This window comes from Pseudomonas sp. P4_D7 (assembly GCF_056401755.1).
Genome location: NZ_JBFUIR010000029.1, coordinates 1 through 12,489 on the forward strand (window position 1 = coordinate 1; position 12,489 = coordinate 12,489).

Here is a 12,489-nt window from a genome sequence, read left to right on the forward strand (position 1 = left end):
GGATGAAGCCAACCGGGTCTGGTTCATGTTGCACAGCGGCTCGCGTGGCGTCGGCAATGCCATCGGCAACCTGTTCATCCAGATGGCTCAGGCGGATATGCGACAGCACATCGCCAACCTGCCGGATCGTGATCTGGCCTACTTCGAAGAGGGCAGTCAGCACTTTGATGATTACGTGGAAGCGGTGGGTTGGGCGCAGGACTTCGCCAAACAGAACCGCGAGCTGATGATGCGCGCGGTGATTCAAGCGACACGGCAGATTATCCGCAAGCCGTTCGAAGTGGCGCTGGAAGCGGTCAACTGCCACCACAACTACGTGCAGAAAGAGCGGCATTTCGGCGAAGAGGTACTGGTCACGCGCAAAGGTGCGGTGTCGGCGAAGAAGGGCGAGTTGGGGATTATTCCAGGCTCGATGGGCGCCAAGAGTTTCATTGTCCGCGGCCTGGGTAACGAAGAATCCTTCAGTTCCTGCAGCCACGGCGCCGGCCGCACCATGAGTCGGACCAAGGCCAAGAATACGTTCACTGTCGAGGATCAGATTCGCGCCACGGCCCATGTGGAGTGCCGCAAGGACGAGGCGGTGATCGACGAGATTCCGATGGCCTACAAGGACATCGACAAAGTCATGCACGCCCAGCGTGAGCTGGTGGAAGTGCTGCACACCTTGCGTCAGGTGGTGTGCGTCAAAGGATAAAAGGAAAGCAAGTCATGGAACTGGAAGAACGTCACCCGCTGTGCACCACCATGCGCGCGCGGGTTCTGGAAGAGCTGGCGCGGATAGAACGCGAGCGCAATGTCACGGTGCTGTACGCCTGTGAATCCGGCAGTCGGGCCTGGGGTTTTGCCTCGACCGACAGCGATTACGACGTGCGGTTTGTCTACGTGGAGAAGCCCGAGTGGTTCGTTCAGGTCGATGCGCCGCGTGATGTGATCGAGCGTCCGCTGGACGATGAGCTCGACGTCAGTGGTTGGGAGCTGCGCAAGACCCTCGGGTTATTGCGCAAATCCAATCCGACCTTGCTGGAGTGGCTCGACTCGCCGCTGGTTTATCGCAGTGAAACCGCGCAGGTGGCACAGCTGCGCGAACTCGCCGAAGCGTTCTACAGCCCGCCAGCAGCGCGCAATCACTATCTGTCGATGGCAAAGAAGAACTTTCGCGGTTACCTGCAAGGTGAAACCGTGCGTTTCAAGAAGTACTTCTACGTGCTGCGGCCACTGCTGGCGGTGCGCTGGATCGACCAAGGCCGAGGGCGGCCGCCGATGACGTTCGCCGACCTGCTGACCACCGTCGACGACCGCGCGTTGCTCGATGAAGTCGACGAATTGCTCGCCCTCAAACGCAATGCCGACGAGAGCGCCTACGGGCCGCGTCGTCCGGCGTTGCACGGGTTCATCGCCGCTGAACTTGAGCGCGAAGTGCCCACATTACTCAGAACTCAGGAAGACTCGCGACGGCTGGATCAGTACCTCCGGGATACCGTCGGGCTGTACGCGTAAGGAATGCCATGAAACAGGAAGTGATAGAACTGGACGGTGCCATCGGTGGCGGCCAGGTGTTGCGCAGCGCCTTGAGCCTATCGATGGTGACGGGCAGGGCGTTTCGCATTAAACAGATTCGTGCCAGGCGCAGCCGTCCGGGACTGCTGCGCCAACACTTAACGGCGGTGATGGCGGCGGCCGAGGTGTGTGGTGCAACGGTTGGCGGTGCACATTTGGGTTCGCAAGCCTTGAGCTTCGAACCCGGCGCGATTCGCGCTGGCGACTTTCAATTCGCCATCGGCACGGCCGGCAGTTGCACACTGGTGTTACAGACTTTGTTGCCAGCACTGTTACGGGCACCGCAGGCGAGTCGGCTGCGGATTTCCGGTGGCACGCATAACCCGCTCGCGCCGCCGGCCGATTTTCTCACGCGCAGTTGGCTGCCGCTGCTGCGCCGCATGGGTGCCAACGTTGAGCTGGACTTGTTGCGCCATGGTTTTGCCCCGGCCGGCGGTGGCGAGATTGAGGTGAATGTGCAACCGGCGAACATGACGCGACTCGATCTGTGTGACCGTGGCGAAGCGATTTCACCAAGCGCGTGGGCTCTGACCGCCGGGCTTGGACCTACGGTCGCCCAACGTGAGCTGAGCCGAGTGGCCAAGCGATTGAATCTTCCGGCTACGGCGCTGCATCCTGTGACACTCGATCCGGCTCGCGGGCCAGGCAACGTGTTGCTGCTGGAGTACGCTTTCGAACACGTCACCGAGGTGTTCAGCGCGTTTGGCCAAGTGTCATTGCGCGCAGAGAAGGTTGCCGATGCTGCGATCAGTCAGGCTGCCGACTGGTTGCGCAGTGGCGCTGCGGTGGCTGAACACCTCGCCGATCAGTTGCTGTTGCCAATGGCGCTGGCCGGTGGTGGCTCGTTCACCACGCCGCGCATGACCGAGCATTTGCACAGCAATATCGCGGTGATCGAGCTGTTCTTGCCGGTTCGTATTGATTGTCGCGAGGAGGGTGCCGATCGACTGCGTGTTGAGGTCATTGGCAGTTGATTGGTCATGAACAGGGCGACAGGATTTCATCGGGAATCCTGTCGCCCTTTTTTTGGCCCGCAAAAAACTCTGAAAAGGCGGCAAATTGCTGGCCCCCGGGCGTTCGCTTCCCCGGCAAAATCGCCTTTTTTCAAAAGGTTAGGTGGGCTCTATGCGGACGATTGTTATCACCGTTGCAACGCTTTCCCTGGCTGTCTTCGCCACAGGCGTGCAGGCGAAAGAGTTAAGCAAAAGCCATCGCTTTGCCTGCACCTGGGGTTCGGATATCGCTGCCGGTGCTCAGCAATCGAAGCTGTCAGGCGTCTCGCTGTATGGCGCGCGCAAACAATTGCAGGTGCGACGATTCCAGCAACCGTGGATGCGTATGACCGCGATGGGAATCACCGAGCAAACCTACAACAGCACGTCGAAACTCAAGCCTGCAGCTGTCAAGCAGACCTATTACGAACAATGTGTACGCCACGAATTGGCCCAGCGCTGAAGCAAAAAGCCCAACCTGAACCGGTTGGGCTTTTTCATGCCCGACGAAATGTCAGGGTTACTTTTCGCTCTCGCAGTTGACCATCCACGACACGCCAAAACGATCGACCAGCATGCCGAAACGCGCYGCCCAGAACGTCGCTTCCAGCGGCATGTCGATGCGGCCGTCGCTGGCCAGTGCGTTGAACACGCGCTCGGCTTCGGCGATGCTGTCGACGTTCAGCGAAATCGAACAGCCACTCATGCCCTGAGTCGGGCGATCGGGTGTGGTGTCCGAGGCCATGATCATCTGCTCACCCACCTTCAGACAGGTGTGAATGATCAGGTCGTGGTGTTCTTTGGGCACTTGTTCGGCGGCGGGTGTTTCGCCGAACGTCATCATCGCCTCAAGCTTTCCTTGCAAGGCTTGCTCGTAAAAGGTGAAGGCCGCGCGGCAATCTCCGTTGAAGATCAGGTAGGGATTGATTCTCATGTCTCTGCTCCCGGCAGTCAGGCGCGGAGCGGGCGGGTGTCGCCGGGTTCCGCGTAGGGCGGTTAAACCATAGCAGAGCGTTGGACGCCGGAAAGGGCTGAGTCTTCCAGATTTTTTTGTTCTGAAAAGCACGTCGACGATAACGTGGTCGTCGTTTGAAATTCAGTCGTAGCGCTGGAGTACCATGACGCACAATCATCACCTGCAGAGTCCAATGCCCAATGCCTGATCTATCGCGTTTCACGTCCTTGTTCGATCAGGCGCAGCGAGCCTTGCGCCTGGTCTGGGGGACATCGCGTGGCTTGTTTCTGGGGCTGGTGCTGGCAACGTTGGTTGCCGGTTTGCTGCCGGCGCTGGCGGCATGGTTGGGCCAGCGGATTGTCGATGCGGTGGTGGCAGCGATGCAGTTGCACGCGCAGCACGGCAGTGCGCCGCTGTGGCCCGTGTTGCGTTACGTGTTGTTGGAGGCCGGTGTATTGGCGCTGTTGTCCGGCACGCAACGGGCACTGTCGGTGCAGCAATCGCTGTTGCGGGTGCAACTGGGGCAGAAGGTCAATACGCTGATTTTGCAGAAAGCGCAGACCCTGTCACTGGTGCAGTTCGAAAACTCCGAGTTCTACGACAAATTGGTGCGTGTCCGTCGCGAGGCTTCGACCCGGCCACTGGCGCTGGTCATGAAGTCGTTGGGTTTGATTCAAAACCTGATCATGCTGATCAGCTTCGGGGTGCTGCTGGTGCATTTTTCCCCTTGGGCGCTGGCGTTGCTGGTGGTCGGTGCGTTACCGGTGTTTTTTGCCGAAGCGCATTTTTCCGGTGACGCCTTTCGTTTGTTTACTCGCCGTGCGCCGGAGAGTCGGCAGCAGAATTACATCGAAACCCTGCTGTCCCACGAAACCTATATTAAAGAGGTCAAGCTGTTCGGCTTCGCGCCGCTGTTACTGCAACGCTACCGCGACACGTTCGCCAGGCTGTATGCCGAAGACCGCCGTTTGACGTTGCGGCGCGATGGCTGGGGTTTCGGCCTCGGCCTGCTTGGTACCGCGGCCTTCTATGCGGCCTATGCCTGGGTGGTCATCGATGCCGTACATGGCCAGATCAGCCTTGGTCAGATGACCATGTATCTGGTGCTGTTCAAGCAAGGCCAAAGCGCTGTGAGCAGCAGTCTGAGTGCGATCAGTGGCCTGTACGAAGACGGTCTCTACCTGACCAGTCTGTATGAATACCTGGCCGAACCGGTTCAGGTCGATAGCGGTCACCTGACGGTCGGCGTCTGCCCGGGCGATGGTTTGCGTTTCGAGAACGTCGGTTTCCGTTATCCGGGTGCCAGTCGGCCAGCGCTGGAAAACATTGACCTGCAACTGGTGCCAGGCCAGAGCATGGCGCTGGTCGGCGAGAACGGTTCAGGCAAGACCACGCTGATCAAGTTGCTGACCCGGCTCTACCGCCCCGATCAAGGGCGCATTCTGCTCGACGGCAGCGATTTGCAGGATTGGCAGGAGACCGCGTTACGTCGGCGCATTGGGGTGATTTTTCAGGACTACATCCGCTACCAGTTCAGCGTCGGAGAAAACATTGGCGTCGGCGATACCCTGGCGTTCAACGACGCGCAACGCTGGCAGGAGGCCGCGGCCCAAGGCATGGCGGCCCCCTTCATCGAAGGGCTCGACAAGGGTTATGCCACGCAGTTGGGACGCTGGTTTGCCGGTGGCCAGGAATTGTCTGGCGGGCAGTGGCAGAAGATTGCCTTGTCCCGCGCGTATATGCGCCGTGATGCCGATATTCTGATCCTCGATGAGCCAACGTCCGCCCTTGACCCGGCGGCCGAGGCGGCGGTGTTCGAGCATTTCAGCCAGCACAGCGAAGGTCGCATGACGTTGCTGATTTCCCATCGGTTTTCCAGCGTGCGCAATGCCGACCACATCATCGTGCTGCAACAAGGCCGGATTCTGGAGCAGGGCGGCCACGATCAATTGATCGCCGCCGCTGGGCATTACGCGGAACTGTTCGATTTGCAGGCTCGCGGCTACCGTTAAGTGTCCCGCCCGTTGCGCACGGTGGCAGGTCCGGCCACCCGGGGGGCCGGTTTGCTCTGCATCAGGCGGTCGAGCGCCTTACGGTAATTCTGCCCGCCGAGCGCCATGCTGTTGTTATGCGTCGCGCCCGGCACCAACAGCAGGCGCTTGGGTTGTTGCGCGGCGTTGAACAGTTGCTCGCTGAAGCGCGGCGGCACGAAAGCGTCAGCTAAACCGTGGACCACCAGCAGCGGCATGTGGATATCCGCGATCTTGTCGATCGAGTCGAATTTCTGCGACAGCAGCCAGCGCACCGGCAGCGAAGTGTTGGCCACCGACGCGGCAACATCCGCCAGCGTGGTGAAGGTGGACTCGATCACCAGTCCGCGAACCGGCAATGCAGAATGATCGCGAGCGGCGGCCTGGCCGAGTTCCGCGGCCAGATCGATGGCCACGGCGCCACCGAGGGAGTGGCCATAGATCAGGCGTTTGGCCGGGTCCGGTTGCAGTAGTTTGAAGCGTTCCCACGCCACCCGCGCATCTTCGTAAACGCTGCTTTCCGACGGCAGATCACCATGGCTCTTGCCGAATCCTCGGTAGTCGATGGCCAGCACGGAATAGCCCGCAGCGCGCAGTTGCTCGATGCGGAACAACTGCCCGGTGAGGTTCCAGCGCACGCCATGCAGATAGAGAATGGCCGGCGCATTGGCTTTTTCCGCCGGCCACCACCAGGCATGAATGTTTTCCCCGGCCTTGAAGCTTTTCGGTTGCAGGTCGAGTTCCTGCACGCTGCCGGGCAAGCCGCGATACCAACCGGCGGTGCCCGGTTCGATGCGAAACAGCAGTTTGCGTTCGGTGTGTTCGAGCACGGCACAACTGGTCGGCACGCCGATAATCAGCGCGGCCATGCAGGCAAACGCCAAACGGCGGCGTCGCAGACGCGTCATGAAGGACAGGAACATTAAACGTTTCACCCAGGCGCAGACAAAGAAGGCTTTTTACCAGATGCCTCGGTCTGCGCGTGAGTTTTTCGACCACTGCCCCGGCGCAACAATTACCAAATGCTGCAAAGACTCACACGACCTGCAGAACGATCTTGCCGATATGGTCGCCAGCCTCCATGTGCGCGTGAGCCTGAGCGGCGTCGGCGAGCGGGTAGACCTTGTCGATCATCGGCAGGCAGCGCCCGGCAGCCAGCGCCGGCCATACGTGCTCGCGCAGTTGATCGGCAATCGCAGCTTTTTCAGCAGCGGTACGGGCGCGCAACAGGGAACCGGTGATCACCGCACGTTTGGCCATCATTGCCAGCAAGTCAAAGTCATTGGCCCGTGCGCCGCCGAGGAAACCGAGCATGACCAGTCGGCCATCCATCGCCAGGGCGCTGACGTTATCGTTGAGGTACGAGCCGCCCATGATGTCGAGGATCACATTGACGCCTTGGCCTGCGGTTTTCTCGGCGATGACTGCCGCGAAATCCTCATCGCGATAATTGATCGCTGCGCCACCGAGATCGCGAATCGCTGCGCATTTGTCCGGGCTGCCGGCGGTGGCAAACGCTTCAATACCGAATTCGCGGCACAGCATCAGTGCGGTTGTGCCGATGCCGCTGGTGCCACCGTGAATCAGTGCGCGCTGACCACGACTGGCGCCACCGAGGCCGAACAGGTTGGCCCACACGGTAAAGAAGGTTTCCGGGATTGCGGCGGCGTGCACCCAGTCCAGACCGTGTGGAATCGGCAGGGTCTGGCCGGCGGGGACGGCGCAGTATTCGGCATAACCGCCGCCGTTGGTCAGCGCGCAGACGTTGTCGCCCACGGCGAACTGACTGACACCGGCTCCGAGTGCCACGATTTCGCCGGCGACCTCAAGCCCGGGAATTGGGTTCATGCCGGGTTTCATCGGGTATTTGCCGGCACGCTGCAAGGCGTCCGGCCGGTTGATCCCGGCGGCGTGTACGCGGATCAGCACCTCGCCTTCTGCGACGGCTGGAAGCGCCACGCGTTTGGGTTGCAAGACGTCGGGGCCACCGGGTTCGCTGATTTCGATTCGGGTCATTTCGTTGGGCAGGGACATATCGATTCCTGTTGGCATAAGTTCTGTAGATGGGAGCGTGCTATGCAAGCAATGATTCCCTTCAATTTGCACAGCAGCGCGACTCAGTAGGGGCGGGCAGCCATTTCATGGCTTGCTCCAGCAGCAGCGCCACGACGATTGCGCCAGCGGCAATGATGAACAACAGCGCGTGATGACCGCCGCTGGCATTGAACAGCGCTGAATAGGCAAATCCGGCCAGCGCCTGAAAGGTGGCGAATGACACCGTGGCACGGCTCCAGGCGATCTGCTGGCGATGGTGTTCCGGCACCAGCTCATGCACTCGCGCCAGAGCCAGCGGCACAATGCCGGGCGGAAATGAACCGAGAATAACCGCCAGCAACGCCAGCGCCAGAAACGAGTGAGTCATTGCCAGCAACCCAAGGGCAATCGCCTGCACCACCAGCACCAGGCGAATGCCGGAACGTGCGCCAAGCTTATCGGCAAGAAAGCCATAACTCACCGGGCCGACAATTGCGCCCAAACCGTACATCACCCAGATCAGCGCGCCGATATGTGCCCCGGCGCCGAGTCCACGTGCCACGTAATCCACCAGAAACACCATGGCCGGCACCAGGCCAGCGGCCATGAAGGCGTATTGGGCGAACAGCAAATACACACCGCGCGGTGTCGGTTCTGCGGACACCGTTTCTTGCGCAACGACCGGGTGCAGGAAATCAGCCGGCCAGCCAAACCAGCTCAGCGCCGTCAGCACCAAGGCCAAAGCCCCCAGGCCCAGCCATGTCGCTTGCAAACCGAGGCTCAACAGCGGCGGCACCAGCGTCCCGGAACCGGCAATGCCAAGACCGATGCCGAGAAAGATCGCGCCACTGGCCAGCCCTTTACGCGCCGGCGGAACATGCGGCAGAACTGTCGCGGCTACCAGCACCATGATCGCACCGCCGGCAATCCCCGACAGCAGTCGCCAGCCGAAGAACCAGCTCACCGACAACGGAAACGCGCAGGCAAAAAATGCCGCCGTGACCACCAGCATCATCAATCGCAAGGCATTTTTATTGCCGAGCTGGCGCGCTGTCGGCCGGCCGAGCAGAGCGCCGATCAGGTAGCCCACCAGATTGGCCGCACCGAGGTAAACCACATCGTTGGCGCTGAACCACTGCGCCTCAATCAGCGAAGGGATCAATGGGGTGTAAGCGAAACGCGCCAGCCCGATGCTGACCAGGCTGGCGCAGAGGCCGGCGAAAATCGGCAGCCAGATACCGGTGGAGGTTGAAGTGCGCATGATAGCGATCTCGCGGAAGGTTTATGGCGTTCAGCATATCGGCTATTGTTGCTGCGTTAATGCAGCGATTTAGCGTTGCTGCGATGCGAATTTGCATCACTTGGAGGCAGCATGAATTGGGATGACGCACGGGTATTTCTGGCCGTTTGCCGCGAGTCGACGCTACGTGGCGCTGCACGGGTTTTGGGGGTGGATCAGGCCACTGTCGGGCGACGGATCACGGCGCTGGAAAAGTCCCTGAGCGCTACGTTGTTCCTGCGCACCTCCGACGGCTACGCGTTGACCGCTGTCGGTGAGGCGGCGCTCAGGAGTGTGGAGAAAATGGAGCATTCGGCACTGGAGCTGGAGCGGCAGATTCAGGGCCTGGATGATCGCCTGACCGGCACGGTGCGCGTCAGTACCACGGATTCGCTGGCGATCGACTTTCTGATCCCGGCCATCGCCCGTTTGCACGAGCAGCACCCGGACGTACGAGTGCAACTGGACGCGTCCACGCAGATCCTCAGCCTGGCCAAGCGCGAGGCGGATATCGCGGTGCGCAACACCCGGCCGGACAATCCTGATCTGATCGCTCGGCGAATCGCCCGATGGCCGGTGGGCCTGTTCGCCTCTCAGGCCTATATAGACGCCAATGGCGTGCCGCAACCGGACACAGCGTTTGAGGGGCATGATCTGGTGGTCTATCAACCGTATCTGCAAAGCAAAAAGGACCTGACCCTGGTGTCGGAGCCGCTAAGTCGCGGTCGCATCGTCGCCAGCCTCAGTTCCAGTTTGCTCGTCCGCCGGTCAATTGCCGCAGGGTTGGGTGTAGGAGAAATCCCGGTGTACATGGGCGAGCGCGATGGCCTGATCAGGCTCTGGCCGGAGCGCACTCGACCATTGCCGTACGAAGTGTGGTTGGTGACCCACGCGGACTTGCGGCATACCGCGCGGGTGCGGGCGGTGATTGAGCAGATTGTCGACGTGTTCGCGTCGGAGAATGACTAGGCAGACGTTCTTTTGGCAGGGCTACAAGCTCTGACGAAACGGCCTACATCAGAGGCAGAATCTCCCGGCTTGTGAGGCGGTTGGATGGGGCCTATTGTTTCGTCATGTCGGTGAGGGGCGCAGGGCTCGCACTGATGTTGATACCAGGGACGGTATCGGTAAACCCAGGAAGGTGTCGAATTGAGAACCACGGAATTCAGTCAAAACCCAATCAGTGACCTTGCGAGCAAAGGTCGGAATACTCAAGCCATGAACGCTATCAGTCGTGAAGAATTCAATGCCAGGATAGAAACCATTGAGACCAGAATGGACGCTCGGTTCGAGGGTGTGTCGGAAAAAATCGAAGCTTATCTTTTGACTCAGGCGGAGAGAGACAAACGATACGATCTGATGTGGGACGGCGTACAACAAATCGCCGAAGACTCAAAAGAAGCCATCAAACATGCCTCGACAGTGAAGGCGCATTACTGGGCGACGACCGCCGTTCATTTTCTCGGAATGATCACCGTCGTCGTAGGGGCGCACTTTGCCAATCAAGCAGCGGTATTAACCACCTTGCAGACGACACTCGCCGCAATCCAGATCGGCAAGGATATAAGTGCACCAAGACCTGCTTCGCAACAAGCACCCGAATCACCACAATAGAAAACGGCCTTCAAAGAAGGCCGTTTTTCGTGAGCATTGAAACACCGCATCATGGCATTTCTGGCAACTCCTGCGGCCGCAAGTCGAACACCAGCACCTCGGCATCGACACCATTGCTCAAGGTCAGCAACTGTTCTTCGCGAACCCGTACGCCGTCACCTTCCTGCAAGGGCTGGCCATTGAGTTCAACACTGCCACGCGCCACATGCACGTAGGCATAACGGTTGGCTGGCAGCTCCAGCGTGGCAGTTTCTTTACCGTCGAACAGCCCGGCAAAGACTCGTGCGTCCTGACGCACTTTCAGCGAACCGCCGTTGCCGTCCGGCGAGATGATCAATTGCAGGCGACCGCGTTTTTTCTGTGCGCTGAAATGTTCCTGTTGATAACGCGGTTTGGCACCGCTGACTTCCGGCACGATCCAGATCTGCAGGAAATGCACCGGTTTGGTCGCCGAATGGTTGAACTCGCTGTGCGCTACGCCGCTGCCAGCACTCATCAGTTGCACATCGCCTGGGCGGATCACCGAACCGGTACCCAAGGTGTCTTTGTGTTCCAGTGCGCCTTCCAGCACGTAGGAAAAGATCTCCATGTCGCGATGCGGGTGTTGGCCGAAGCCTTTGCCGGCAGCGACGCGGTCATCGTTAATCACCAGCAGATCGGAAAAACCCTGCTCACGCGGGTCACGGTAGCTGGCAAAGGAAAAGGTGTGAAAGGACTTCAACCAGCCATGATTGGCGAGGCCACGATCGGAGGCTTTGCGAAGGGTCAGCATGATGAAATCTCCTTGCGGGACGTGAATTCGTCCGAGTGAGGAGAAGGTTACTGTTTACTGTACTGCGCAATAAGTAGATGAAAATTGAAAGACTGTCCCTGTCAGGTTGACAGTTTTGCGATAGCCTTCACACAAAACTTTTGCGCTCAAACGGCTACAGTTGGCCATAATGTCTGGTCCGTATCATGTCTCTCTGATTGAAGTGATGTCTTCCCATGAAAACCGTGGCAATGGTGCTGTTTCCCGACTTTCTTCTGCTCGACATGGCCGGGCCATTGGAGGTTTTTTCGGTTGCCAATCGCTACCTGAAACCCGATGCGCATTATCAATTGATCACCCTTGGCACCGAAGAGGGCCCGCTGCGGGCCTCCAATGGTGTGATGGTGCAGGCCGACCGGATCATTGGCGACGACACCGAGCGTTATGATTTGCTGCTGGTGCCGGGAGGCCCCGGTGCCTACAACCAGCAGTTCCCGTCGTTGTTTGCCTGGCTCAAAGACGCAGTCCGGCGCGTCGAGTACTTCGGATCTATCTGCACTGGTGCTTTTGTCCTGGGGCACGCCGGTTTGCTTGACGGTTACCGTGTAACCACGCACTGGAACTACACCGAGCGCCTGATCAAGGGGTTCCCGAAAGCCCATGTCACGACTGATCAGATCTATGTCGAGGATCGCAACCTGATCACCTCGGGAGGCGTTACGGCGGGGATCGATATGGCGCTGGCTGTGATCGCCCGCGATCACGGCAAGAAGCTCGCGCAGGATGTGGCCAAAGTCCTGCTGGTGGTGATGAAACGCCAGGGCGGGCAGGCGCAGTTCAGCCCGTTGATGGCTGCCGTGGCACCGCAGGAAACGCCGATTACCCGCGCGCAGAGTTACGTGCTGGAACACCTCGACGAAGCCTTCACGGTCGAGCGCATGGCGGCGATTGCCAATATGAGCGCGCGGCACTTCGCGCGGGTGTTCACCCGCGACATCAACATGACGCCGATGGAGTTTCTGCAAAGTGCGCGCATCGACTGCGCACGAAACTTGCTGGAAACCAGCGATCTGCCTCTTAAAACCGTGGCTTACAAAAGTGGTTTCGGCAGTGTGCGGCACATGCGTTCGCTGTTCGCTGAAAAGCTCGGCCTGACGCCCGCGCAATACCGCGAACAGTTCAGCTAGAGCGCTGTTGTCCGTCTGGCGCACCCGTATGTCCGAATTGAGTCTCGTGTAGCGGTTGTCGCGTCATCTGAGGCTGCCAAGATAGTTGGC

General features: G+C 59.6%; 13 protein-coding genes. 8 read left to right on the top strand and 5 right to left on the bottom strand.

Translation table 11 applies throughout. The features are described 5' to 3' along the window. The 4 genes from AC1DVF_RS18265 to AC1DVF_RS18280 form a co-directional block, all read left to right on the top strand. A partial coding sequence (locus AC1DVF_RS18265) for an RtcB family protein (protein WP_477782919.1) occupies positions 1-694 on the top strand: 694 nt, incomplete at its 5' end. A gap of 14 nt (positions 695-708) precedes the next feature. After that, on the top strand, positions 709-1,497 hold the full coding sequence (locus AC1DVF_RS18270) for a nucleotidyltransferase domain-containing protein (RefSeq protein ID WP_186624919.1): 789 nt from the start codon (positions 709-711) through the stop codon (positions 1,495-1,497). A gap of 8 nt (positions 1,498-1,505) precedes the next feature. Then, positions 1,506-2,531 (top strand): RNA 3'-terminal phosphate cyclase, encoded by a 1,026-nt coding sequence (gene rtcA, locus AC1DVF_RS18275; RefSeq protein ID WP_477782920.1) that lies wholly within the window; start codon positions 1,506-1,508, stop codon positions 2,529-2,531. Between the two features lie 151 nt (positions 2,532-2,682). Beyond that, positions 2,683-3,012, top strand: coding sequence for a hypothetical protein (locus tag AC1DVF_RS18280; protein WP_093439361.1), 330 nt, complete (start codon positions 2,683-2,685; stop codon positions 3,010-3,012). A 57-nt stretch (positions 3,013-3,069) separates the two neighbouring features. Here the strand turns inward: AC1DVF_RS18280 and AC1DVF_RS18285 are convergent, their stop codons facing one another. Next, positions 3,070-3,483 (bottom strand): VOC family protein, encoded by a 414-nt coding sequence (locus AC1DVF_RS18285; protein ID WP_320337350.1) that lies wholly within the window; start codon positions 3,481-3,483, stop codon positions 3,070-3,072. A 221-nt stretch (positions 3,484-3,704) separates the two neighbouring features. Between AC1DVF_RS18285 and AC1DVF_RS18290 the strand changes: the two genes are divergently transcribed. Further along, the gene (locus tag AC1DVF_RS18290) at positions 3,705-5,516 is read left to right on the top strand and encodes an ABC transporter ATP-binding protein (protein WP_477782921.1); all 1,812 of its coding nucleotides are present in this window, start codon (positions 3,705-3,707) and stop codon (positions 5,514-5,516) included. Here AC1DVF_RS18290 and AC1DVF_RS18295 read toward each other — a convergent pair. From AC1DVF_RS18295 to AC1DVF_RS18305, 3 genes are all read right to left on the bottom strand, one after another. Further along, positions 5,513-6,457 (bottom strand): alpha/beta hydrolase, encoded by a 945-nt coding sequence (locus AC1DVF_RS18295; protein WP_460127857.1) that lies wholly within the window; start codon positions 6,455-6,457, stop codon positions 5,513-5,515. The genes AC1DVF_RS18290 and AC1DVF_RS18295 overlap by 4 nt on opposite strands. 112 nt (positions 6,458-6,569) lie before the next feature. After that, positions 6,570-7,568 (bottom strand): NAD(P)H-quinone oxidoreductase, encoded by a 999-nt coding sequence (locus AC1DVF_RS18300; protein WP_093439347.1) that lies wholly within the window; start codon positions 7,566-7,568, stop codon positions 6,570-6,572. 61 nt (positions 7,569-7,629) lie between these two features. Next, entirely contained in the window at positions 7,630-8,829 is a 1,200-nt protein-coding gene (locus AC1DVF_RS18305) for a YbfB/YjiJ family MFS transporter (protein WP_116255308.1), read from the bottom strand. A 111-nt stretch (positions 8,830-8,940) separates the two neighbouring features. Here AC1DVF_RS18305 and AC1DVF_RS18310 point away from each other — a divergent pair, with 111 nt between their 5' ends. Both AC1DVF_RS18310 and AC1DVF_RS18315 read left to right on the top strand, forming a co-directional pair. Further along, positions 8,941-9,816 carry a LysR family transcriptional regulator gene (locus AC1DVF_RS18310; RefSeq protein ID WP_093439341.1) on the top strand — a complete coding sequence of 292 codons (876 nt, stop codon included), beginning with the start codon at positions 8,941-8,943 and terminating at the stop codon, positions 9,814-9,816. Positions 9,817-10,065: 249 nt separating this feature from the next. After that, complete coding sequence (locus AC1DVF_RS18315) at positions 10,066-10,461, top strand: hypothetical protein (protein ID WP_476334715.1); 396 nt, start codon at positions 10,066-10,068, stop codon at positions 10,459-10,461. 49 nt (positions 10,462-10,510) lie between these two features. Here the strand turns inward: AC1DVF_RS18315 and AC1DVF_RS18320 are convergent, their stop codons facing one another. After that, positions 10,511-11,233: a pirin family protein gene (locus AC1DVF_RS18320; protein ID WP_093439338.1), complete on the bottom strand. Its 723-nt coding sequence runs from the start codon at positions 11,231-11,233 to the stop codon at positions 10,511-10,513. Positions 11,234-11,448: 215 nt separating this feature from the next. On the opposite strand from AC1DVF_RS18320, the gene AC1DVF_RS18325 reads away from it, so the two are divergent. Next, positions 11,449-12,399 (top strand): GlxA family transcriptional regulator, encoded by a 951-nt coding sequence (locus AC1DVF_RS18325; RefSeq protein WP_093439335.1) that lies wholly within the window; start codon positions 11,449-11,451, stop codon positions 12,397-12,399. Positions 12,400-12,489: the final 90 nt, after the last annotated feature.

Excerpts from the sequence above, each read along its gene's own strand:
- AC1DVF_RS18290 (WP_477782921.1), top strand. The coding sequence starts at position 3,705 with ATGCCTGATCTATCGCGTTTCACGTCCTTGTTCGATCAGGCGCAGCGA.
- AC1DVF_RS18300 (WP_093439347.1), bottom strand. The coding sequence starts at position 7,568 with ATGTCCCTGCCCAACGAAATGACCCGAATCGAAATCAGCGAACCCGGT.
- AC1DVF_RS18320 (WP_093439338.1), bottom strand. The coding sequence starts at position 11,233 with ATGCTGACCCTTCGCAAAGCCTCCGATCGTGGCCTCGCCAATCATGGC.
- AC1DVF_RS18315 (WP_476334715.1), top strand. The coding sequence starts at position 10,066 with ATGAACGCTATCAGTCGTGAAGAATTCAATGCCAGGATAGAAACCATT.
- AC1DVF_RS18305 (WP_116255308.1), bottom strand. The coding sequence starts at position 8,829 with ATGCGCACTTCAACCTCCACCGGTATCTGGCTGCCGATTTTCGCCGGC.
- AC1DVF_RS18310 (WP_093439341.1), top strand. The coding sequence starts at position 8,941 with ATGAATTGGGATGACGCACGGGTATTTCTGGCCGTTTGCCGCGAGTCG.
- rtcA (WP_477782920.1), top strand. The coding sequence starts at position 1,506 with ATGAAACAGGAAGTGATAGAACTGGACGGTGCCATCGGTGGCGGCCAG.
- AC1DVF_RS18270 (WP_186624919.1), top strand. The coding sequence starts at position 709 with ATGGAACTGGAAGAACGTCACCCGCTGTGCACCACCATGCGCGCGCGG.
- AC1DVF_RS18280 (WP_093439361.1), top strand. The coding sequence starts at position 2,683 with ATGCGGACGATTGTTATCACCGTTGCAACGCTTTCCCTGGCTGTCTTC.
- AC1DVF_RS18325 (WP_093439335.1), top strand. The coding sequence starts at position 11,449 with ATGAAAACCGTGGCAATGGTGCTGTTTCCCGACTTTCTTCTGCTCGAC.
- AC1DVF_RS18295 (WP_460127857.1), bottom strand. The coding sequence starts at position 6,457 with ATGTTCCTGTCCTTCATGACGCGTCTGCGACGCCGCCGTTTGGCGTTT.